Here is a 24,064-nt window from a genome sequence, read left to right as displayed (position 1 = left end):
ATAAAAATATAAGATTCATTATGTAATAAATTTATAATAATTAATAACAACATAATGAAGCTATATATTCTATATTTATACAATAGATTGAATTACTTGAACATCAGTACTATATCCCTTATCCAACTTATTATCGATCCTATAAAACTTATTGTATATCCAGCGAACAATAGTCCCACTCCTACAGTCATGGGTTCAATAACCTTTTCAACTTTTCCTTCAAAGGTTGTCCCATTTTCTGTTCCATAACTTACAGATGGAACATGGAAAGCAGTCATAGAAACTGCGTCAGATTTCACATTCTTTACTTGTTCCATTAGGGCAACAGAAAACTCTTCTTTTGGAGCCTCTTTTTTTAAATAGTTTGCATTAACATTTATGGTTTGTGAAAGAAAAAAAGCGCTTGTTATAAAAATGCTTAAGACATAATTTTTAAATAATTTTACCATAACTTTACCTCAAATATTTTTAATTTAGATATACAATTAAATATACAATATGTGCACATAATTTACTTTATAGATAATAATCTTATGTCATTATGTATTTTTAGTCAATATTAAAAACACATATTAAAAATAAAGCGATAGTTTTTATAAAAATTATTGTAAAAAAGTAACACTGATAATTACAAAAAATATTTTTTAGAATTTATATATGTATTGATATATGTTATTTTATAATTATCATATAGTATTAATATAATTTATAATATTGTAAGACATATTTTAAATATTTCATTATGATATAATTATATAAAATAATACCTAAATATCGTATCTTATTATAAAATAATATTAATATTATTTTTAATAAGTCTTAATAATATAATATAATTAATATAATTGATATTATTTTAATACATTTAGATACAATACAATTTATTAAAATTTTTTATGAAATAAATATATAAATTATATTTTTATTATCTATTTTGTAATAAAAATATATGAAAATGGTGATGTGTTCATGAAGATATTCTTAATAATTAATGTATTAAGGAAAATTCTATAAATTTTATTCGCTATAGGAATGTTATAAATAGTTATTATTATAGAATATGTATTCTGTAGATGGTTTATTCAATAGTTATTTTTAATTATATCATGATAACATAATGCTATTGCTTACTCCTCGCTTAATTATATCTACTTTTATGTTATAGATCCTAAAAGATGTACAGTTCTCTTATAGTGTGAAGTAGAGTGTGAGTTGGATAGAGATAAATGATATTATCTTTCATCTTTTTCACTAAGGTGAACAGCATTACCACGGTGCAAGACAGTGTATAGAAGAATATCAATTCAGACATATTTATGCGTGCCGAAAGACCAGCAAGGGATAATATTTTTCAACATTTTCTTCTATCCAACCTGAAAAGATGTTTTTGTTTTTTAGAAAGAGTATTTTTAAAAAGTTGGATTGTTTTCCAAAAGGTCTGGTTTCATTGCCTATTAAAAAAGTCTATGAAGTGCTCTCAAAAAAATTTGAAGCTTGCTGCTATCTCTTTACGTCATTCAATACTATTTCATATTTATGTGCTTGTTTAAAAAAACTTTCTCAAGGATTTTAAGCCTATTTCATAATGATGCCTTATGATTTTTATAGTATTATAATGATAACCCCCTATAATATAAAAGTCATAGGGCATCACCATCTTTACGTTTATAAAGGAGGAAAATGGCACCATCATACATTTTGCGCGTTCCTCATATTACAACACAGTCTTTGGCACTTGAAATAATTCATTAAGAGGCATTTTAATTCCTTATTTTTCATTGATTCAACATATCCAGATTTGAAATGAGAGCTTCTTAAGATATTTGTTTTTTTAATTTAAATAACGCTAGTTTATTGTTGTAAATCAATATATTGCTTATCAATTGCGTGGTATGGAATTTTTCTATGCAATCACACCCTTTTGTTAGGATGTCTTTTCTTTATCTTTTGTAATTTCAGAGAGGCAGGACTTATTGATGCAGTTTAAATATTGTTTAAACAGCAATATAAATAAACGTTCAACAAGTTTACTAAATTTAGATTAAGGAAGTATAAGCCCTTATAACTCAGCAGGGGTGCTTTTGTTGTTTTCAACAAACTCTTGGTTCCATAGGTTCTGCGAATTTTAATATGTTTCTCCATGATTAAGGCGCACATACCATACAATTTTACTATGACATGTGATTTCTTTGATCAGATGAAGGAGGCATAGCGATTTTCACATCTTATCGGTAGGGAGTTGTGATATTCCTTTTTTGACAAATCTCATAATTTATCAGGATGAGCTGCTGTGGTTGGGACTGGGATATCGGATTTGAGATAGATAAGCAGGGCTTAATTTTTATGAGTTTGCACCCCTGTTTTTTGCTTTTTTTAAAAGCACGTGCAATGGTTAACAGACTTATGATCTCAATGAGGTGCTATATTTTTCTTTCACATTGAGATGCAATTCACCCGTGTCGTGAATTACGCATTTATTGAAGTTATTATAAAAGGAGCAGCGAGAAGAGAAGGACATTTGAATAAAAGTGCTTCTTACAAGAGTTTACAAACTGATATATTCAAGAGATTTCTTATAATAGATCTCGCCATACTGCCATTGCTTCTAAGACTTCTCCTAAATGAGCATGTTTTGCAATAACTGTTTCTGCACCAGCTTCTGCAAGTGCATTAGAGTGGCCAAGATAGCTATGTGATCCTCCCGTAAAGCCGATGACACGCATGCCTGCTGCTTTGGCGGCATGTACACCATGAAGTGAATCTTCTATAACGATAGTGTTTTGGGGCTCTGCCTGTAATTGTTGTGCGGCAAAAAGGAAGACATCAGGGGCCGGTTTCGTTCTTTTTGTTCCAACTTCAGGTGCTGAAAATATTTTACCTCCAAAAAGGTCATAGAGATCAACCGTAGTGAGCATCTCTTTTATATCTACGCTTTTTGCATTAGAGCAGATACAGTAGGGATGACGTGTTTGAATAAGTTCTACTGCTTCTCTTACATCATCAAGAGCACGTAATTCAGTTTTTATTTGTGTACGAAAAATATTTGACATCTGATCTATGAGATGAGCAGAAATTGGTTTTTCTGTTTCCTGTTCAACTTGTTTAAGAATATCACGAAAGATAAGCCCTGCAAAACGTTCACTCAATTCTTCGGGTGAGATTTCATATCCTGTTTGTTTGAGCAATTGAGATCCAATTTTTGCTGCAAGATATTCAGAGTCGACGAGAACTCCGTCACAATCAAAAATAATAAGATCTATTTGAGACATAAAATATTCCTTTACATGTTACGAGATGAACAATTTTTATGAAAACGACATTGAGAGAATCTTATTTCATAAAAATATATTTTGAAAATGATTCTTATTCATTTTACGAAATAAAAGATAGGGGAACAGTATATTGAAAAAAGAAAAATTCATTCAGATGGAAGTTTTTTACTTTAAAAAACAAAAAATAATAATCAATTTTTCGGAACTTTAACGATACGTTTACTCTATTTTGTAAATATGGATTGGTAAAGCGGGCCTATAAACTATTTTGGTTGATTATAGGGCAAATTCAGTTCATTTTGTTGGGTTTTTCATGACAGTTATTCAGCTTCAAAAAGATTTCGTTCGTAATCCCTCCCAGACGCCATGGCGCAATAAAATTTTTAAAGGAGATTGTGTTTCCGTTTTAGAAAAACTTCCAAAACATTCCGTTGATATGATTTTTGCGGATCCACCCTATAATTTGCAATTGGATGGTGCTTTATATCGTCCAGATCATTCGCTTGTTGATGCGGTTGATGATGCATGGGACCAGTTTGAGAGTTTTGCTGCTTATGATGCTTTTACCCGTGCGTGGTTGCTTGCTTGTCGTCGTGTGTTAAAACCTAATGGAACCCTTTGGGTTATCGGATCTTACCATAATATTTTTCGAGTTGGTACGGCATTACAAGATTTAGGTTTTTGGATGCTCAATGATATTATTTGGCGCAAAAATAATCCGATGCCTAATTTCCGAGGGCGACGCTTTCAAAATGCTCATGAGACACTTATTTGGGCTGTGCGAGATCAAAAAGATAAAAAGTATACATTTAATTATGATGCTTTAAAAGCGGCAAATGAAGATCTACAAATGCGTTCAGATTGGCTTTTTCCTCTCTGTACTGGAGCTGAACGTTTAAAGGATGATTCAGGGCGTAAATTACATCCAACACAAAAACCGCAAGCGTTATTAGCGCGTATTATTATGGCTTCTAGTAAACCTGGTGATGTTATTCTTGATCCGTTTTTTGGTTCGGGAACAACAGGTGCTGTTGCCAAGCTTTTAGGGCGTGATTTTGTTGGGGTTGAACGCGAGCAAGATTACATTGATGCGGCATGTGAAAGGATTGCGTCGGTTAAACCTTTAGGACAACCAGAGCTGGCGATTTTAGATAGAAAAAAAGCAGAACCGCGCATAGCATTCAACAGTTTGCTTGAGGCAGGTTTACTTTATCCTGGAGAAGTTCTTTATGATCGGAAAAAGCAAGTATCTGCTATTGTAAGAGCTGATGGTACGATTATGCATGGTGGTGAAGCGGGCTCAATTCACGCAATGGGAAGAAAGGCTCAAGATTCGCAGAGTTGTAATGGTTGGACATTTTGGTATTATGAGGAAAATGGACGGTTAAAGTCCATAGATCATTTAAGAATGATCATACGTTCACAAATGTTAAAAACGGGTGTTTTATGAACTAAGCTGATTGCTTCATTCTATTAATCACCAATGTACCTGATCTCGATTGGGATGGATGCAAGCGCGTTTTATGCTTTTCTTAGATATTTTATATTGAAATACTCACCTCGCTTGTAAGCGGCAAGCGAGTATTTTTCGCTTCTTGTAGAAAAAATTAAAACGAGAAATTTCTACTCTATGTTCTGATTTTAGTTCCAAAATAGTAAAATTTCAATATAATCTTATAAAAATGAAATATCAGAATTAAAAGGTTCATTCAGAAGTTCAAAATTAAGTGCTTTTTTGTACGTGCATCTATAAAGTGCGTAAAATATATTGATTTATCAAGATAATTTAGCGCAACTCATATTGAATTGCCCTCGGAATATCGTCAAACTCTTTTATTTCAAACCTGTTTCATATTGAATCAATAAAAATTACTTACTTGCATGTCATAAGCGGGGTTGGCGTGTGAATAAAAATTGTTAAAGAAAGAACTAAAAGTACCTCTTATGAACCGTTTCAAGTGCCAAGGGTGTCGTAGGGGGTGGGTAAATATAACGATGGTGCCGATTTGCTTCTTCATAAGCGAACAAAGGACAGATCCTGAAATTTAAATCTAAGATTTCTATTCCTTCTTAATTCTCATTGATAGAAAAAATGAGACATTCTACGTGTTTAAATTTTTCTTTGTAAAGATTAAGAAATGGTCATTAGGGATACAAAAGTCTCCATTAGCAAACATGTTTACGAATAAACAAGGTTATTTAAATCTGAAAGAATTGGGAAGTGCTACGGAAATGGCTTTTTTCATAACAGTAGGGAGCGCTTCTTTGGCAAGATGTTGAATGTTGCACCACCAACCATTTTCACAATTCATTTCATGAATATCTTCAGTATAGTAGACATCGAGTTTTAGAGAAAAGTGAGTAAAAACATGCGTAATTTGCCCTTTGAATTGCCAATTGGCAGGAAAGGGGGCGTTTTGGAGCCCATTTTTGTTGTTTATATCAATATTGTTAGGAATTTGGGTCATTCCACCAAGGAGTTTTTGCGTCTGTCGTTTTTCCAAATAAATTTGTTTGTTTTTATTAAGAACCACAAAGGCACTACCTGTTTTTGAAGGGCGTTCTTTTTTAGGGGCTTTAACTGGAAAAGACTCCGGTTGTTGCATCTTTGCCGCTTTGCATAAACTTTGAAGAGGGCAGATATAACAAGATGGTTTGCGTGGAGTACAAATGGTTGCTCCCAAATCCATCATTGCTTGAGCAAAGTCGCCAGGACGATTTAAAGCAGTAATTTTTTGTGTTTTTTCTTTAATTTCAGCTTTTGCTTTTGGTAATATTGAAGCGATAGCAAAAAGGCGCGCTATTACACGTTCGACATTACCATCAACCACTGCCACAGGATGGTTAAAAGCAATTGCGGCAATGGCTGCGGCAGTATACTCTCCAATACCGGCTAGAGTTCGCAATTCTTTTACAGATTGTGGAAATTGTCCTGCGTAGTTTTCAACAAGCTGTCTCGCACATTTTTTAAGATTACGTGCGCGTGAATAGTAACCAAGTCCAGCCCATGCTTTCATAATATCATCTTGTGAGGCTATTGCTAAAGAAGGAAGATCAGGCCAAAATTTCAGAAATTTTTTAAAATAGGGCTTAACCGTTTCAACGGTTGTTTGTTGCAGCATGATTTCAGAAAGCCAAACCTGATAAGGATCAGGACGGATACCTTGTCTTTGCTCTTCGGGGGTAATCCGCCATGGGAGGTTTCTATGATTTTGATCGTACCAAGAAAGGAGGTGCGAAGAAATTTCATACATGATTGTTTTCAAGCATAGAGAGATGTAAAATGCAAAAGAAAAAATATTTATTTTGTAATTCTTTTTTTGCTCTTTTATTGTCGAGACCCTGGTGAGGAGTGGATTTTTATTTTGTTGATATTTTATAAATTAGGGAGACAATTATTTTTAGATAAAACAAATTATTGTAATTAAGTAAACGGTTGAACAATGATCTAAAAATGAGAAAACAACTAAAAAAACGTATCTTTTATTCTCTTTCTGAGACGGTATTCAAAATACTTGATCCCGTTTTGCGCAAACGGACAGGGCTAAATGTAGAGCTTATAGAGCATTGGCCACAAATTGTGGGCCATGATATCAGTGAACATACAATGCCGCTTAAAATTATTTGGAAACGTCGTGCAGATCAAGATGAAGTTTTTCAGCCAGCAACACTTGTTGTCGCATGTGAAGGATTTGCGGCGTTGAAATTAATGCATGAAACAGAGGAATTTCTTCATAAAATTAATGGATTTTTTGGCTATATTGCTATTGATCGCATCAAGATTGAGCAAAGGAGTCTGTCGGTTTTTATGAATCATTTGCCTCTAAAGCCGACTTTGAGTGAACAAGACAAAAAATGCGTGGAGAAAATGCTTGAAGGAATTGAAGATAAAAGCTTACGCCAATCACTTTATAAACTTGGCTGTTGCATTTTCTCGGAAAAAAATAATAAATAGCAAGATATTTTATATATATTTTCTTTAATATATGAGAAAGTATTGGATTCCCATTCGTTTAATAACAACAGAAAAGTATTATTTATGGTAAAATTTCGTTCTTTTTTATCTTTCGGGATAATTTTTCTCTTCATAACGATTGTACAAAATAGTGTAACAGTTGCTTTAGCGCGTGATCTCAAACCAGTGGCAACAGTTGATATGGCTGAGCTTCTCCAATCAAGTAAAGTAAAGGATCGCTTTGAGGGAGAGGCGGATGCACCAGTCATCATTGTTGAGTATGCTTCGTTAACATGTGTTCATTGTGCACATTTTTACAACGATATACTTCCTCAAATTCGTAAAAAATATATCAAAACAGGAAAAGTGAAACTGATTTTCCGAGAATATGCTTTTGATCCTCGGGCAACAGCAGGTTTTATGTTAGCACGGTGTGCACCAGAAGATCGCTATTTCCCTTTGATAGAAGTTTTATTTCAAAAACAAAATGAGTGGGTTTGGGGAAAAGATGCTCTGACACCATTGAAAAAAATTAGCTTAATGGCGGGTTTTTCAGATGAAAGTTTTACTGCGTGTTTGAAAAATCAGACCATTTTAGATGAAGTGAATGCATCTTTTGAGCGTGGTAAAGAACTTGGTGTGACAGCAACGCCTACTTTCTTTATCAATGGTAATAAATATGAAGGTGCTATGAAAGTAGAAGACTTTTTTTCGGTGATTGATAGTTTTCTTAAAAACTGAATCTTAATCTTCTAGAAGATAGATGGTGATGTGGTCATTATCTCGTTTAAGAAGGTTAGGTATTATGCATTTATGAAGCGATCTTTTTTATTTCGCCGATTTTGAATCATTTAAGTTAAGCCTAGGTTGAATGGTGTTTTGATGCTGATATGGGAGGATTTGTACAATGAAAAAATGGGTTTATAGTTTTGGAGATGGAAACGCAGAAGGAAGTGCAAGCGAGCGTAATCTTCTCGGAGGTAAAGGGGCTAATTTAGCAGAAATGAGTAGTCTTGGTTTGCCCGTACCGCCAGGATTTACTCTGACAACAGAAGTTTGTAATTTTTATTACGCACATGACAAATCATACCCAGAAGAGCTACAGGAATCTGTTAAGCAAGCATTAAGACGCGTTGGTGAACAAACAGGACGTGAATTTGGTAATGAGCAAAGACCACTTTTGCTTTCTGTTCGTTCAGGGGCTAGGGCTTCTATGCCAGGAATGATGGATACAGTGCTTAACCTTGGCATGAATGATAAGACTGTAAAAGCTATTGCTTTACAAGCTAATAATGAACGGTTTGCTTATGATAGTTATCGGCGTTTTATCCAAATGTATTCTAACGTTGTTTTGGGGGTAGACCATTCTTATTTTGAAGAGATTCTTGATGAGGTAAAAGAACGCAATGGTTACACTATTGATACAGAAATGACAGCAGATGATTGGAAACATGTTATTGCTTCTTATAAAGCATATATTGAAGAAAAATTAGGAATTCCTTTTCCACAAGATCCTGAACAGCAATTATGGGGGGCAATTGGAGCCGTTTTTTCAAGTTGGATGACAGCACGCGCAGTCACTTATCGTCGTTTACATAGCATTCCTGAAAGTTGGGGAACGGCAGTTAATGTGCAAGCTATGGTTTTCGGCAACATGGGTGAAGATTCGGCAACAGGTGTTGCTTTTACACGCAATCCATCGACAGGAAAAAAAGAACTTTACGGTGAATTTTTAGTTAATGCGCAAGGAGAGGATGTTGTGGCGGGTATTCGAACGCCTCAAAATATTACAGAAAATGCGCGTATTGTTGCTGGTTCAAATAAGCCGTCTTTAGAAAAAATTATGCCTGAGGCTTTTTTGAAGTTATGTCAGATCGCGCAGAAGCTTGAGCAGCATTATCGGGATATGCAAGATCTCGAATTTACCATTGAAAAAGGTAAATTATGGATGCTGCAGACTCGTTCGGGAAAACGTACGGCTCGTGCAGCTCTCAAGATGGCAATTGAAATGGTTGAGGAGGGGTTAATAAGCCGTGAAGAAGCGGTAATGCGTATTGATGCAAAGTCACTTGACCAACTTTTACATCCAACACTTGATCCCAAAGCAGAGCGTTTTGTTATAGGACGTGGTTTACCTGCTTCTCCTGGAGCAGCAACCGGTGAAATTGTTTTTACTTCGGAAGAGGCAGAAACTGTGTCAGCAGAAGGGCGAAAAGTTATTTTGGTCCGTGTGGAAACAAGCCCAGAAGATATTCATGGTATGCATGCTGCAGAAGGAATTTTAACAACGCGTGGCGGCATGACAAGTCACGCTGCTGTTGTTGCGCGGGGAATGGGAAAACCATGTATTTCTGGTGCTGGTAGTGTGCGGATTGATTATAATACAAATACGCTATTTGCTTCAGGAGAAAGCTTTAAAAAAGGCGATGTTATCACGATTGATGGTGGAAGTGGGGAAATTTTCAAAGGGAAAGTTGCAATGTTGCAGCCTAAGCTTTGCGGAGACTTTGCAAAATTAATGGAATGGGCTGATGGGATGCGACGTATAAGAGTTCGCGCCAATGCTGAGACACCGTCTGATGCCCGTATGGGGCGTTCTTTCGGGGCTGAAGGTATTGGTCTTTGCCGTACGGAGCATATGTTTTTTTCTGGAGAACGTATTGTTGCCATGCGTGAAATGATTTTAAGTCATGATGAAAATGGTCGTCGTAAAGCACTAGATAAGCTTTTGCCAATGCAGCGTTCAGATTTTAGTGAATTATTTGAAATTATGTGTGGTTTACCTGTTACCATTCGTTTGTTAGATCCGCCACTCCATGAGTTTTTGCCTAAAACGAAAGCAGAAATTCTTGATGTTGCAACAGCTATGGGGGTTTCTGCTGAAGTGCTGGCTGAACGTGCTCAGCAGTTACACGAATTTAATCCTATGCTTGGATTACGAGGATGCCGTTTAGCTATTACTTATCCTGAAATTGCAGAAATGCAAGCGCGGGCGATTTTTGAAGCAGCAGCAGAAGCTGCCCAAAAATCTGGATCTCCTGTTATGCTTGAAATTATGGTGCCATTGGTTGCGCTTAAATCTGAACTCGATTTTGTAAAAGCGCGTATTGATCAGGTTGCTGAGGAAGTGATGAAAGAAAAGGGAGGTACTATTCAATATATGGTTGGGACGATGATTGAACTTCCAAGGGCAGCGCTTCGAGCAGATGAAATTGCTGAAACTGCTGAATTTTTTTCATTTGGAACAAACGATTTGACACAAACTACTTTTGGGATTTCCCGTGATGATGCTGCTCCTTTTTTGGCAACCTATTTTCAAAAAGGTCTTCTAGAGCAAGATCCTTTCGTATCTATTGACCGTGATGGAGTAGGGGAACTTATTACCATTGCTGCACAGCGTGGACGCTCAAAGCGTGCAAAAATAAAATTGGGAATTTGCGGTGAACATGGAGGCGATCCTGCCTCTATTGCTTTATGTGAAGAAAATAACCTAGATTATGTTTCGTGTTCTCCTTTTCGAGTACCAATTGCTCGTTTAGCAGCAGCTCAGGCCGCAATAGCAAAAAGGATGTAATGGGTTAATATTTTTTTATTTTCTTTAATAAAGGGAATAAAAATGCTTCTAAAATGCACGATAAGTTGTGTTACGCGAAAAAGTGTTTTTTTAGAGGTTTATGAGAGAAAATATAAAGCATGATAGACAAAGATGTATTATTAATACACTTTCAAGTATTGAGGGGCTTCCTCTTTGATAGAGAGCAGCGTGTTATTGTGTGCAGTTAATTTAAACGTTTTCTTTTTAATAGGGTTATGAACTCTCTTCACGCAAAACAGAGCACTCAAAACAAATGCATTTGTTTTGCACATTCATCTGTTGTTTTGAAGAAACATTTCTCAGTGCAAAACTCATTTCATATTGGTATTCGTGGAATGGAATTACGTAAAGTTTCTCGTAAGTTTATACCCTCAGAGTTTATAAAATCCACTGTGCGCTACCATCTTTTACATTTATGAAGGAATATCATAATTATACAAAGAATTGATTTATAATAATAAATTTAATTTCTCATCTTGAATGAGAGCTTTGAATATCATAAGATTCTCTCATTTCAAATTTATTCCATGCTGGATCAGTCAAAATCATTCGCTTTCACATAAGGAATATCGATGTATGCGGGGAAAACATTAAAGAAAAGACTAAACAATGCCTATAATGAACTGTCTCAAGTGCCAAGAGTTGGAGCAACATTAGAGGCAAAGTGGATGGTGCGGGTTTGCTCAAGCGTCAAGATGGTAGCGCACAGTGGGTTTATTATTTATACCATTCACGCATATCATTGTGAAATAGGTTTGGATGCCTTGAGAGTTGTTTCTTTAAAGAAAGCACGTGAATGTGCAACTCAAGTATATTTGGTTTGGGGCGTTCTGTTTTACATGAAGGGACGTGACTTCATTAAAGAAAGTGAGAAAAAAAGCGTGAAGCAATGCGTCATCTCCATTATCTAAAAGAACATTGCTTTAGATGCTTTTGAAAGACGTAAAGCAAAATTAAGAGAAAATGGTAAAGGTGAGAAGTGGTTTCTATTTTTAAAACTTCATATTCTCCCCAAATTAGGCTGCCTCCTCGTTTCAGAGATTAGGCAAACAGAGATACGCAATACCTTTTCTCCCATCTGGCATACCAAAAGCTGCAACAGCAGAAAAAGCACTGAACCACCTTAATATTTGTTTCAAACATACTGCAGCGTTAGGTTTTGATGTTGATTTACAGGCAACAACAAAAGCACATATTTTCTGAGAAAAACAACTCCATAAAATGCAAAATAGACCAGCAATGGATTGGAAAGAGGTTTCCGTCTTTTGTCTAGATACTCAGTCAAACGATAACAATGATACAATTTGGCTTAGCGTTTGCTTATTCTTACAGATGCACGAATTCTTTGCGTTATGTGAAGATCAGATTGATGGGAATATCTGGATAATTCTTGGCTCGAGAATATAAAAGGAAGGCGTGATGCTACAATAGAATTTCGCGTGTCCTTATCATCTGAAGCATTGGAAATTTTAAAATAAACGCGTTTGTTTTCTCGCAATGATTTCTTTTTTCTGCTAGAAGCCTCGATCCCCTTGCCATAAATTGTATGGCTCAATATGTAATATGTAAGAAAACCATTCTGATTGATTGAGTATAAGAGGGCTTGAGATGAAGGAAATTTTTTGTATTCGGAGAGGGTATTCAACAAGAAAATTATCATTATAAATCAAGAGATTGTTTTATAATGTTGATGATTATCTTCAATTTAATAAACCAATTTCACGCATTTTTATTAAAATTGTATGATTAATTTTACCAGTTACAGGAAGATCAAACATTTTTTGAAACTGTTTTAAGGCTTCTATCGTCTTTTGATCTTCTATTCCTGTGACAATAACCTCCTCATGACCAAAAATATGTAAAGCTTTTTGTACCCGTATAATATCTTCAACAGAAGGCTCTAAAACAGCTTCTTTTGAGTGTGTTATATTTCTTTTTGTTTTATTTTCCATTTCTATTTCGCTCTGCTTAATTAATAGCGCAATTTCATCTGTTGTAGGATGAGGTAAAACATTGTTTTGCATTTTCTGAGCAGTTTGTTGTTTCCATAGAGTGATGGCACGGCGTGTTTTAGGTCCTTCCAGTCCATCTAAAGGTCCATCATAAAGTCCTAATTTTGCGAGTTCTTTTTGCTTTTCCAGTATACTTGCTGATTGAGGGGCGAAAGGTAAATTTGTGTAGTGATGACTTTGAGAATGTAGAGAAGTCACACGAGAGAGTTCTTGTGATCTTACTTCTTTTTCGGATAAAGTAGTGCTCTTCCCTATACTTTGAGCGGAGGAAAACTTCATTTGAGTTAAAATATCTTGATGCGTTGTCATTTGCGAAAATAAAGCATTAAATGAAACAAATAAAAAACTAATGGTAAAAAGAACAGATCCAATAAAAAATAAAGTATTTTTTCGCGTATAAAAATAAATACTTTTTACACTCCAAAAAATAAAATGAAAAATTATAAGAAGTAGTGTGATAACCATACTACTATAGTATTTACGGTGTTTTACAGTTTTTTTTCGTGACTTCTTTCGTTTTGTTGTCATTATTTTTATTTTCAGTTGGGTTTATTCTTCATAAAGAAACGAATGTAAATTAATTCTTACTTTTTGCTAAAGAAAAATGCCTTTACATTATTGTTTTTTCCTTTCAAACTCCTCAAATGAATTGATTAATTCTATCAATTTATAAGTTGATCAATCAACAAGAGCTCTTATCAACTTTCATCAATTTCAGATTTTACAAATCTTTAATACGTATAAAGAGAACATCAAATGATTAACGTTCAAGACCATTTTAGTGTTTGCAAACTGCATTATCACATATAATCATCTCAATAATAATATCACGTTATTCTTCATTTTTGGCGCATATGTTTGCTTAATTATTTAAAATCAAGTTAAGAATATTTTCCTATAACGTTAGAAAAATGACAGTCATTATATTCTTTACAATTTACATATATAGAGTTACTTTTCCGTAAATGGTTTGGTGAGAATAATAGTCTCTTAATGTTATTATATTTTAGGGTAAACACCTTCGTATCAATTAAATTGATGTTTACAATGTTATAGAAAAAACTTGCCTTGAGATGGAGTTATAAGAGATGCATCTATTGTTTAATATTTTGATCGAATGTTGATCATGTTTATGATATGCTAATAAAAATTTTATAGATGATAGAGTCAAAATAACAGAGTTGGACTCTATTTAGCTTTTTCAGCTAAGTTTAGAGTGATGAATTATTATTTAAGATAAATATGTATACAAATGGGAAAGAGATTGAACTATCCGTTTAATCTTTATCCTATAGATACATTTTTTGGGGAATAGAAAGTTGCAAATGCGCGTTGTACACTTCCAATCATTATGCACTATTATGATTATGCATCTCACTTTTATACAGCTGCGTTGTATCATATTTATAAGATAGCCAATGATATAGATCTAATAAATGAATACTCTATTTTTTATAAAAAGCTCATTGTATCAATTTTTTATAAAGAAGCAGCGTATAAAAAGCTCCTTTTATTGTATTTACAACTGCGGTACATTGATTGCTCATGATACGTTTTTTAATTAAATTATCATTTTTTTTGTTTTTTGTTTTTGTCATTATTTCATTTTTTGTAGCCAATCCAAGCAATAATCATTCTTCTAGCCCCCAAAATAATGAAACAACAACGAGCGATGTAATTATTGCTTTTAAGGAATCTTTAAATGACCTAGGAACATTTTGTGACCGTAATATAGAAGCCTGCAAAGTAGGAAAGTCCTTTTTAAGTTTACTTGGAGAACGCGCATATTACGGTGCAAGAGCTGCTTATGAGTATTTTGGGCACATATTAGGCAACAAAAATAATACAGAGCCTTCCCCAAACGTTTCTCGCAAAATGGAAGTAAAATAATTCTTACACAACCATACAATGTTATCTTGAAATAAGAAATTTTAACGTTCCTCATGTTATTTGTATTAGGATAATAAATATTTATCTATCCAATAAGTGTATTTAATATGATGATTAAAATGAAACAGGATTAAGATGATGGCGGAAACAATCGATAATATTATAGAAAACTTTTCGCTTCTAGATAATTGGGAAGATCGTTATCGTTATGTAATTGAGCTTGGTTACGAACTTCCACCTTTTCCGGAAAATGCTCGAAATGATGCCCACAAAGTTCGTGGTTGTGTTAGCCAAGTGTGGCTTTTATCTTCACGTAATAATTCAGAAGATCCAATATTAACGTTTCAAGGTGATTCCGATGCCCATATTGTGCGTGGACTCATTTACATTCTTCTTGCTTTTTATTCAGGAAAAAAAGCTTCTGAAATTCGCAATTCTGATGCTCACGGACTTTTTGAAAAACTTGGTTTAAATGAAAATCTTACACCACAACGATCAAATGGTCTGAAATCAATGATCAAACGGATTCGTAACGAAAGTTATATATAACCTCTCCTTTAGAAAGGGCTATACATACCAAGGCTTCACAGGAAACATGTATACTAAAAATCAAATTTACACACGAAACTATTTTTTTGCAAAATATGATTATTTAGTTTTTTTTCGCTTGCTTTTACGTCCAAGACCCATTTCTTTGGCTAAAGCTGATCGTGTTTTTGCATAATTAGGCGCTACCATAGGATAAGAACTGTCCAATTGCCACTTTTCACGATATTCCTCTGGCAGCATTCCATAATGTGTCATGAGATGACGCTTTAAAGATTTAAATTTCTTTCCATCCTCAAGGCAAATGAGATAATCAGGAAATACTGAACGCTTTGGATTAACAGCAGGCCTCTGTTTTTCAATTTCAACTTCTGCTAGCTCTAGATTTCCTGCTTTACGAAAAGCAGCATGGACATCAGCAATTAAACTTGGCACTTCAGTCGGTCGAATAGAATTATTACTCACGTAGGCAGCAACAATATCAGCAACCAATGTAATAACTAAATTGCTTTCAGTCTCTAAGACTGGACGATGTTCCATTCTTGTTTCCTTTAATTTAAAATCGAGTAATTCAAAATCGAGATATAGTGCATATACTCATAATATAAAGATCTCATGCACATGGGTTTCATATTGTACAAAAATCTTTTTTGTCAATTAAATTATTCTATAAAATTGCCAAAACACAAAAAAATCAAATAAATACCTCTTTTTCGTCATAATATACAATAAGAAAAACACCCCCCTTACATGCTAGAAGATAGTTTTATTCTATAACATATCCTACATAATAGCTAATATATCACAAATATAAAAAAATATAGGATAAAATTTATTATTTATTTAGAAAATAAAAATAAAATTGTTAACTATAAAAATACACCATATAAATAATTATTTTAATTTATAAGTTATTAAATTTTAAAAATAAAAATTATTAATATTACAATATAAAATTATTTCATTAAAATGGCGTGGAATATTTTTTATTATTTCATAATATAATGAAAAATCTTTATATATATATCTTTCTATAAAAGTGTTCAGTTATACTGTTTTTTAAAAATCAACTTCTTCTTTTTATAGCATAATTACCTTACCAACCTCTTTTATTATAAAATGGTATTATATTCCTAGAAAACAATAGCAGTGATATGTAATGAATAGAAGGATATTAATTGTAAAATTATCATAGCACTATTTTTGCAAGTGAGTAGGACTTATAGATTTTTACACTTGCATAAATAAGTATGATTCTAACATATAACTGAAGCTATTAACATATTTTAATATAGGATTGTGTATGACTCGCACTTTTGCAATTCCTCCCAAAGCATCTAGAATCACTCATAAGGAAATATATCATGGTATTTTTCGTGATGATCCCTATCATTGGCTACGTGCGTCTAACTGGCAAGATGTTTTTAAAGATCCTAACTGTCTTGACCCCAATATTCGACAGCATCTTGAAAAAGAAAATGCTTATCAATCAGCTCAAATGGCTGATACAAAACCATTACGAGATTTGCTTTTTACAGAAATGAAAAACAGGATCCAAGAGAATGATAGTTCTGTTCCTATAAAACATGGTCCTTTTGCTTACGGATTCTCTTATGTTACCGGAGGCCAACAGCCACATTATTTTCGGACACCAAGGAATGGCGGAGAAAAAAACGTGTACCTTAATGGTGATGTCTTGGCAGAAGGCAAAGAATATTTTAAATTTGGTTCAGTTCAAGAATCTCCTGACCATACACATGTGGTATGGACCTATGATGACAAAGGATCAGAATTCTATACAGCTAAAATTCGTAATTTTGAGACATTGTCTGACTGTACGGACACAATTACTGATACATCTGGTCAAATTGTATGGGATGCTAGGTCTGAAGGTTTTTTCTATACTAAGATGGATAAAAACCACCGACCTTCAGAGCTCTATTATCACCAATTAAACACAGATCAATCACAAGATAAGCTTATTTTTCGTGAAGACAATCCAGGTTTTTTCTTAGATGTAAGCGGTTCTAAGCTTAATGATGTTATTTATATTAATATTCATGATCATGAAACATCCGAGATCTGGCTAATTCCTGCTGAGGCGCCTTTTACTGTTCCCCAATGTGTACGGAAACGACAACAAGGTATTGAATATTCACTTACAGAGGGTGGTGATGTCTTTTATATTCTAACCAATTTAGATAATGCAAAAGATTTCAAAATTATGGTAGCGCCATATACATCTCCACAATCAGAAAATTGGTCTGAGTTTGTCCCACATCAGCTTGGGTGCCTAATATTATCCCATGATGCTTATCAAGATTTTCTTGTCTGGATCGAACGTTTTGAGGGGCTTCCACGTATAAAAGTAATGGAACGTACCACTAAACAAGTTAATTCCATCGCTTTTACTGAAGAGGCTTATTCTTTAGGTCTGCAAGGAGTTGCAGAATATAACAGTCCAACTATTCGTTTTTCCTATTCGTCTATGACAACACCTGATCAAGTGTTTGATTATGAGATGAAAAGTTGTAAACGAATGCTTTTAAAAACGCAAATAATTCCCTCTGGGCATAATAAAGATGCATATGTAACACGACGGATTATAGCAATAGCAGACGATGGTGAGAAGATTCCTATTTCACTTTTTTACCACAAAAACACTCCCCTTGATGGTGGTGCGCCTTGTCTGCTTTACGGTTATGGTGCTTATGGGATTTCTATTCCTGCCAGTTTCAATAGTAATGTACTTTCTCTAGTAAACAGAGGTTTTATTTACGCTATTGCTCATATTCGCGGAGGAAAAGAAAAGGGAGTAGAGTGGTATGAGAAAGGAAAACATCTCTTTAAGCACAATACATTTACAGATTTTATTGCTTGTGGGCGTTACCTTGTAAACAATAAATTCACTTCTCACGACCGGCTGATTGCCCATGGTGGTTCAGCAGGGGGGATGTTGATGGGAGCCATTGCCAATATAGCTCCCCAGGATTTTGCTGGGATCGTAGCGAATGTGCCTTTTGTTGATGTCTTAGCGACAATGTTAGATGCTTCATTGCCACTCACACCTCCAGAATGGGGCGAATGGGGGAACCCTCTTGAATCAGAAGAAGATTATAAGCTTATTGCTTCCTATTCCCCTTACGATAATGTCAAAGCTCAAAACTATCCCCCTATACTTGTGATGGCAGGATTAACAGATCCTCGTGTAACTTACTGGGAGCCTGCAAAATGGGTGGCAAAATTACGAGACCTAAAAACAGACGATAATGCAGTTTTATTACGTATTAATATGGATTCAGGGCACGCTGGTGCAGCTGGACGTTTTTCAAAGCTAGAAGAAGTTGCCTATATCTATGCATATATTCTAAAGATAGCAGGAAAAGACTTTTGCTAATCCATAATACTTCTGTATGAAAGTCTCCGATAATTTATTGGATTATAGAGACTTTCATACACTAAAAAGTTATCTAGATAGTTTAAAATTCACATTCTTCATAAAGTTCTAAAACATAGTCCCAATTAATTAAATGGTCTACAAAGGATTCGAGGTACTTCGGTCGAGCATTGCGATAATCAATGTAATAGGAATGTTCCCACACATCGACACCCAAAATAGGGCGAGCATTGTGCACTAAGGGATTTTCACCATTAGGGGTTTTCATAATTTCAAGCTTGCCATCTTTAACAGCAACCCACGTCCATCCAGAACCAAATTGGGCACTAGCAGCAGCAATAAAATCAGCGCGGAATTTGTCATAACCACCTAGATCAGCGTCAATAGCTTTTGCTAACTTTTCAGGAAGTTTTTGGCCACCACCATTTTTTTTCATCCAAAGCCAAAAGTGGTTATGATTGTAATACTGCGCTGCATTATTAAACAAACCAATATTTTTTCCAAAACTTTTTTTAACAATATCTTCAAGGCTTTCATTTTCTAAGCCTAACTCTTTCACAAAATTATTGGTGTTGGTAAGATAAGCAAGGTGATGCTTATCATGATGATATTCAAGCGTTTCGCGTGACATATAAGGCGAAAGGGCATCGTAATCATAAGGCAACGGGGGCAATTCAAAAGCCATTTAAAAATCTCCTCGATTCTAATTGTTAAGCTTATTTCATAAGCCTAATTTGCCATTTACCGAATTTAAAAGCAAATGTTGAATACCTAGTTTGTATGAAATAGTTTTAATGTCTCTCTTTTTGTAAAAGAAGCTTTTAGGAAATGTATATTCATCAATCAAAAAGGGTATTGGTCTACATAAAGATTGCTTCTGAAGATTTTTTACATCTATGAGCGGGTAATGAATATCATTATCTTTTGAATAAAAAGTAAATGGAAATAGCTATTATTCCTTGTTTTTGTATATCTATTTTTTCAAATACCATATAAAATGTTTTTAATTTTTGCAAAACTCTTCCAGTTTATTGGTGTATCATAATGTTTTCAACAGAATATTAAGTGTTATTTTTTAGGAAATATTTTTCAATGTGCTTGATTTTATTTTATGGTGCTACCCATGAATAATATAATGTAAAAATTAGTGGACATTACCATCTTTATGCTTAATGCAAGAGCACAGCAACACTATCATACACTTACCGGTTGCCAATGTGGTGACAGCTTTTTTCTTAAATTGAGCAAGATGAGATTTTAATATATCAAGAAAAGTAAATCATATGCAAATTTATTAGATACATGAGTAAACTGAAAGATTTTCATGTTCTGTTCCTAAGACCTCAATACAAAGAGCAAAATAATTGGTGGATAAATGGTTGCTACTTATGTTAAAATCACAATTGTATATCAGTTTCTGCTACGAATTTGTATCGATGGCAATGCCATACAAGACTCAGAAATTTTATGATAAAAAAGTAAGGTCTTTGATTTTCAGATATTGCGTCCAATCACAGGAATCGCTATAAGGTGCAGGAGTCGCTATAAAGCGTGTTTTTTTGGGGTATAGCCAAGCGGTAAGGCACCGGTTTTTGGTACCGGCATTCCCTGGTTCGAATCCAGGTACCCCAGCCAGCCTTTAGTGAAATGAATCAATCATAAACTTGAGAAATCATAGACTTGAGAGTGGATTAAACCTCTTATATTATCTTTAGCCATTCATATCGGATTGGTCAGAGGGGAAATACGCGTTTGTAGCGGAGTGGCTCTTACTATAACTATAGTCAAAATAGTTATTTTAGGGATTTTTCTTTATAAGAGTGGGGCTTAAATGATTTATGCGCACTTGCTTTAGAAAAACTATTTGGCTGGATTTTGCGCTCTATAACAACACCAGCGTGCGATTTTTCTTATTCCACCATCTTCATTACGTCGTACAGCATAACAATAACGCTGATCAGGAAATATATTTCGTTGCATATCACGTACAATATGAGCAGTATGGCCATAAGGTGCTACACAATCAATAAACCATACGTATTTTCCATTTTGCCAATTGGCATCGGGTAAAAATTCTCCCTTTTCAAGCATAGATTGATGATTTTTCTCATCTAAAAAAGCCCAGGTGATAAAGGCGCAAAATTCTCCACGTTCATTTTTATAGAGCTTGTATTGCCCAGTCTGTAAAGCTGGACCTAAGTTTCGGTCTATATCCCAAATTCGCCAGCGGCGGTATAAGGGAGATGTAAGCATTAAAACAACCATGGCACCCAAAGCCGTAAGAGGATCTATGAGTGATGGTGATGGATTTTCATTTACAGACATTATCTTTCCTTTAGGGACTGTTCTAAAATTTTGGTGATAGGTTCAAAGAAATAAGAAATGAGACGCCGTTTTGAGGTAATGACATCCGTTGTTACAGTCATGCCAGGGATAAATTTAAATTGTTTGTTATTCAAAGTGATATGATCTTGGTCAATTTTGATTAAAACAGCGTAGACACCATTAATTTCTTTATTATAGCGTGCTGTAGCGCCTACATTAACGACTGAGCCGTGGATAACACCGAAACGTTCAGGCGGAAAGGCAGAAAACTTGATGTAAGCACGTTGGCCCTTTTCTAAAAAACCAATATCTCGATTATCAAAAAATGCTTCAATAATGAGACCGCCCGCACCAGGGACAATGCGCATGAGAGTTTTACCAGCCTCTACAAAGCCGCCCAAAGTATGGATACTTAAATCATCGATACGTCCATCAACAGGTGCATAAAGTGATAAGTGGTCAAGATGGTATTGAGTGCTATCAAGCTTTGCTTTTAATCCTTGAAGATTCAGTTCTGTTTCACGCGAAAGTTGCCGATAGCGGGCGATTTCATCGGAAATGAGACTTTTCCGTTGTTGGCGGAGGGTATTTATTTCGGCGGCATTTTCTTCCAAACGTCTTTGATTGGTTAAAATTTCATGCTCGACATTTTTAAAGTCATGTAAACGCTCTAAGTAAACGGCTTGGCTAATGACTTTTGTTTCCATCAGGCTTTTTGCAGCTTTTAATTTTTCTTGGCTTAATTGACGATCATCTTCCAACCTATCTAATTGCGCATGTTGTGTTGCACCGCTGCGCTCGACGCGGTCCGCTTGTGCTTTTAGCGCTCTTAATTTATCTTGGAGAGATTGAAGGGTAGCGCTAATGAGTTTTTCACCTTCTATTCTTGCAGTCGTGTTGCCAGAAGGAGGAGCTGGCAGATAGGCAAGCCCTTTGGTCACAAAATCTTTATCCAAAGGATCACTTTCATGCAAAGCTGTTAAAATAGCTGTTGCGATTTGTGCTTGAAGAGTTTGTTGCGCGATATCTGCTTGAACACGTGCGCACTCATTGAGGGCTTCACGGGGATCTAATTGAATAAGGAGATCCCCTTGATGAACAAATTGCCCTTCTTTTACAAGGATTTTTTCAATGCGTCCTGTATTTTGCGCTTGGACAAGCTGAACATAGGTGGTGGGAATAACACTTCCTTGCCCCCGTGCAACAATCTCTGTTTTTGCGATAAAGCTGCCGATCACAATAAAGAGAAATAAAGCAATCAAAACAGCAACCACCATATGAAGCGTTGGTGACAAAGGGCGCAAATAGGGAGCTTTATCTGCCATTTTTTGCCTCCAAATCAGTAAAGTTTAAGACGGTTGCATGCTGAGGAAAGAGGTCACTTTTGTGGGTAATAACAAGAACAATACGATCTTGTGAAAGTTTATATAAATGCTCAACAATTTGTGCACTGACAGCGTCATCCAATGCGGAAGTAGGTTCATCCAAAATAAGAAGGCTTGGGTTTATCAGAAAGAAACAAGCCAAAGCCAAGCGTTGGCGCTGACCACCTGATAAAAAACCACCTTGCTCTCCTACTTGAGTATGGAGTCCTAGAGGCAACTGAGCAATCAAATCATGGCAAGCACTAATATATAGTGCAGCGTCAATTTCATCTTTAGTGGCATCTGGTTTTGCAAGAAGCATATTCTCAAGAATGGTTCCGGAAAAAAGGCAAGGATTTTGAGGAAAATACGCGATAGTTTCACGCACGCTACGGACATCAAAATTCTGTAAAGGTTGGGCGTTAATCAATATCTTTCCGCTTGTTGGGGGGTAGAGTCCACAAAGGAGCTTCGCCAAGGTTGTTTTTCCGCACCCTGAAGGACCAAGTAACATAATTGGTTGCCCAGGTTGTAAACAGATATCAAGATGATTGATAATGGACTTATCTCCATAAGAAAAACAGAGATCGTTGGCTTCAAGATGAGGAGGAGCACTGAGTTGAAGAGGCGGCTTTTCTTCTTCCCATTCTGGAGGGGAGTTAAGAATATCGCCCAAACGAAGACGAGAGATTTTCAAATGCTGCCATTCTTCCCATAGGGATGCAAGGCTTAAGATAGGACCAGAAACATTGCCTGCAAGAAGATGAAAGGCAATAAGTTGCCCTAGCGTAATCTGGTTTTGAAGAACTGCTTGAGCACCAAAAAAGATAATAAAAATAGTGAAAAGATCACCAAAAATATGGCTCATGGCTCCATTGAGAAGATGCAATTTACTGGTTGTAAGGCTTTGATCCAGACTACGTGCTAGAGTTTCTTGCATGCGTACCGTATGAGCAGCTTCTTTTACGTGTGCTTTAATGGCTTCAAGATTGGTAAAACTTTCAATAAGGCGCGATTTATGGACAGCTTGCAGAGTGAAAGAACGGCGTAATTGGCGGCGCAAGAAGGGACCGACCAACGCTAAAGAACCCATTTGTAAAGGTAAAATGATAAGGACAATGAAGGTCAGTTTCGGACTAATGGAAAAGAGTGCAACAATATAAATAATGGCAAAGAGAACATTTAGCACAGTTGTGGTGATGGTTCCTGTTAAAAAACCGCGAATTGTATCAACCTCTCCAATACGTGAAAACAATTCTCCCACTTGCCAACGGCGTAAAGTGGGCAAAGAGAGACTTAAAAGATGGGTATAAATGCGCCGTCCAAATTCTAACGTAAGCCGATTGGCTAAATAGGCACCTAAGTAACCTGAAAGAGTGCTAAGAGCTGCGCTAAACAGCATGATAGCAACCATCAAGACAACGATAGCATAGAGACTTTCAATACGCTGAAAAGGGAGAATACGGTCGATAATCGCTTGAAAAATAAAAGGATTTACCAAGCCCAACAAACGCAAAACAACAGCAACGCAACTGAGTTCGATGACATAATAAATATATTTCTTTGTTGTTCTTGTAAACCAAGAGAAGGCTACAGGTTTTTCTTGTGAATGACTCATTTGAATTTATGATTTTGTTTAAGAGAAAGAGTGATGGATGCCGCATATTTTAACATTATTGTAAATAGTATTATTACTCAACAAAATATA

The 24,064-nt window shown here is 35.2% G+C and carries 16 protein-coding genes, 1 tRNA gene and 1 pseudogene; 9 read left to right on the top strand and 9 right to left on the bottom strand.

The annotated features are described in order from the left end of the window. Window positions 1-92: 92 nt before the first annotated feature. Both ACFIM1_RS01940 and ACFIM1_RS01935 read right to left on the bottom strand, forming a co-directional pair. On the bottom strand, window positions 93-449 hold the full coding sequence (locus ACFIM1_RS01940) for a hypothetical protein (RefSeq protein WP_375609095.1): 357 nt from the start codon (window positions 447-449) through the stop codon (window positions 93-95). A 2,124-nt stretch (window positions 450-2,573) separates the two neighbouring features. Then, entirely contained in the window at window positions 2,574-3,269 is a 696-nt protein-coding gene (locus tag ACFIM1_RS01935; RefSeq protein ID WP_375609096.1) for an HAD family hydrolase, read from the bottom strand. 316 nt (window positions 3,270-3,585) lie between these two features. Here ACFIM1_RS01935 and ACFIM1_RS01930 point away from each other — a divergent pair, with 316 nt between their 5' ends. Next, window positions 3,586-4,722 carry a site-specific DNA-methyltransferase gene (locus ACFIM1_RS01930; RefSeq protein WP_375609097.1) on the top strand — a complete coding sequence of 379 codons (1,137 nt, stop codon included), beginning with the start codon at window positions 3,586-3,588 and terminating at the stop codon, window positions 4,720-4,722. A gap of 745 nt (window positions 4,723-5,467) precedes the next feature. Here the strand turns inward: ACFIM1_RS01930 and mutY are convergent. Continuing rightward, window positions 5,468-6,526, bottom strand: a complete 1,059-nt coding sequence (gene mutY, locus ACFIM1_RS01925) for an A/G-specific adenine glycosylase (protein ID WP_375607797.1) — start codon at window positions 6,524-6,526, stop codon at window positions 5,468-5,470. 200 nt (window positions 6,527-6,726) lie between these two features. Between mutY and ACFIM1_RS01920 the strand changes: the two genes are divergently transcribed. From ACFIM1_RS01920 to ACFIM1_RS01905, 4 genes and pseudogenes are all read left to right on the top strand, one after another. Continuing rightward, window positions 6,727-7,227: a DUF721 domain-containing protein gene (locus ACFIM1_RS01920; protein WP_375609098.1), complete on the top strand. Its 501-nt coding sequence runs from the start codon at window positions 6,727-6,729 to the stop codon at window positions 7,225-7,227. 84 nt (window positions 7,228-7,311) lie between these two features. Next, window positions 7,312-7,968 (top strand): DsbA family protein, encoded by a 657-nt coding sequence (locus ACFIM1_RS01915; protein WP_375606390.1) that lies wholly within the window; start codon window positions 7,312-7,314, stop codon window positions 7,966-7,968. A 166-nt stretch (window positions 7,969-8,134) separates the two neighbouring features. After that, window positions 8,135-10,801 (top strand): pyruvate, phosphate dikinase, encoded by a 2,667-nt coding sequence (gene ppdK, locus ACFIM1_RS01910; protein ID WP_375609099.1) that lies wholly within the window; start codon window positions 8,135-8,137, stop codon window positions 10,799-10,801. A 673-nt stretch (window positions 10,802-11,474) separates the two neighbouring features. Next, window positions 11,475-12,383 (top strand): annotated as a pseudogene (locus ACFIM1_RS01905) (tyrosine-type recombinase/integrase); the annotation flags it as partial. A 139-nt stretch (window positions 12,384-12,522) separates the two neighbouring features. Here the strand turns inward: ACFIM1_RS01905 and ACFIM1_RS01900 are convergent. Further along, window positions 12,523-13,362, bottom strand: coding sequence for a peptidoglycan-binding domain-containing protein (locus ACFIM1_RS01900; RefSeq protein ID WP_375607794.1), 840 nt, complete (start codon window positions 13,360-13,362; stop codon window positions 12,523-12,525). Window positions 13,363-14,379: 1,017 nt separating this feature from the next. Between ACFIM1_RS01900 and ACFIM1_RS01895 the strand changes: the two genes are divergently transcribed. Together ACFIM1_RS01895 and ACFIM1_RS01890 are read left to right on the top strand one after the other, a co-directional pair. Beyond that, complete coding sequence (locus ACFIM1_RS01895) at window positions 14,380-14,724, top strand: DUF5330 domain-containing protein (protein WP_375607793.1); 345 nt, start codon at window positions 14,380-14,382, stop codon at window positions 14,722-14,724. Between the two features lie 138 nt (window positions 14,725-14,862). Further along, window positions 14,863-15,273: a SufE family protein gene (locus ACFIM1_RS01890; protein WP_375607835.1), complete on the top strand. Its 411-nt coding sequence runs from the start codon at window positions 14,863-14,865 to the stop codon at window positions 15,271-15,273. Window positions 15,274-15,372: 99 nt separating this feature from the next. On the opposite strand, the gene ACFIM1_RS01885 is transcribed toward ACFIM1_RS01890, so the two are convergent. Further along, window positions 15,373-15,810: a MucR family transcriptional regulator gene (locus ACFIM1_RS01885; RefSeq protein WP_375607792.1), complete on the bottom strand. Its 438-nt coding sequence runs from the start codon at window positions 15,808-15,810 to the stop codon at window positions 15,373-15,375. 763 nt (window positions 15,811-16,573) lie between these two features. Here ACFIM1_RS01885 and ACFIM1_RS01880 point away from each other — a divergent pair. Next, window positions 16,574-18,667: a S9 family peptidase gene (locus ACFIM1_RS01880; RefSeq protein WP_375609100.1), complete on the top strand. Its 2,094-nt coding sequence runs from the start codon at window positions 16,574-16,576 to the stop codon at window positions 18,665-18,667. Between the two features lie 82 nt (window positions 18,668-18,749). Here ACFIM1_RS01880 and ACFIM1_RS01875 read toward each other — a convergent pair whose 3' ends face one another. Then, complete coding sequence (locus tag ACFIM1_RS01875) at window positions 18,750-19,352, bottom strand: superoxide dismutase (RefSeq protein ID WP_375606385.1); 603 nt, start codon at window positions 19,350-19,352, stop codon at window positions 18,750-18,752. 875 nt (window positions 19,353-20,227) lie between these two features. On the opposite strand from ACFIM1_RS01875, the gene ACFIM1_RS01870 reads away from it, so the two are divergent. After that, a tRNA-Gln gene (locus tag ACFIM1_RS01870) sits at window positions 20,228-20,302 on the top strand. 225 nt (window positions 20,303-20,527) lie between these two features. Here the strand turns inward: ACFIM1_RS01870 and ACFIM1_RS01865 are convergent. From ACFIM1_RS01865 to ACFIM1_RS01855, 3 genes are read right to left on the bottom strand one after another with little or no spacing between them, the layout of a single operon-like run. Then, window positions 20,528-20,992: a toxin-activating lysine-acyltransferase gene (locus tag ACFIM1_RS01865; protein ID WP_375607790.1), complete on the bottom strand. Its 465-nt coding sequence runs from the start codon at window positions 20,990-20,992 to the stop codon at window positions 20,528-20,530. Next, on the bottom strand, window positions 20,992-22,317 hold the full coding sequence (locus ACFIM1_RS01860; protein WP_375609101.1) for an HlyD family type I secretion periplasmic adaptor subunit: 1,326 nt from the start codon (window positions 22,315-22,317) through the stop codon (window positions 20,992-20,994). Before ACFIM1_RS01860 ends, ACFIM1_RS01865 begins: the two co-directional genes overlap by 1 nt. Further along, window positions 22,307-23,974: a peptidase domain-containing ABC transporter gene (locus ACFIM1_RS01855; RefSeq protein WP_375609102.1), complete on the bottom strand. Its 1,668-nt coding sequence runs from the start codon at window positions 23,972-23,974 to the stop codon at window positions 22,307-22,309. The genes ACFIM1_RS01860 and ACFIM1_RS01855 overlap by 11 nt, the downstream gene beginning before the upstream one ends. Window positions 23,975-24,064: the final 90 nt, after the last annotated feature.

The sequence above is a fragment of the Bartonella sp. AC158YNML genome (assembly GCF_042196725.1).
In the GTDB taxonomy this organism is placed as follows: domain Bacteria; phylum Pseudomonadota; class Alphaproteobacteria; order Rhizobiales; family Rhizobiaceae; genus Bartonella.
Note: the sequence above shows the minus strand (reverse complement) of the source record. Positions and strands in the feature narration are given on the sequence as shown.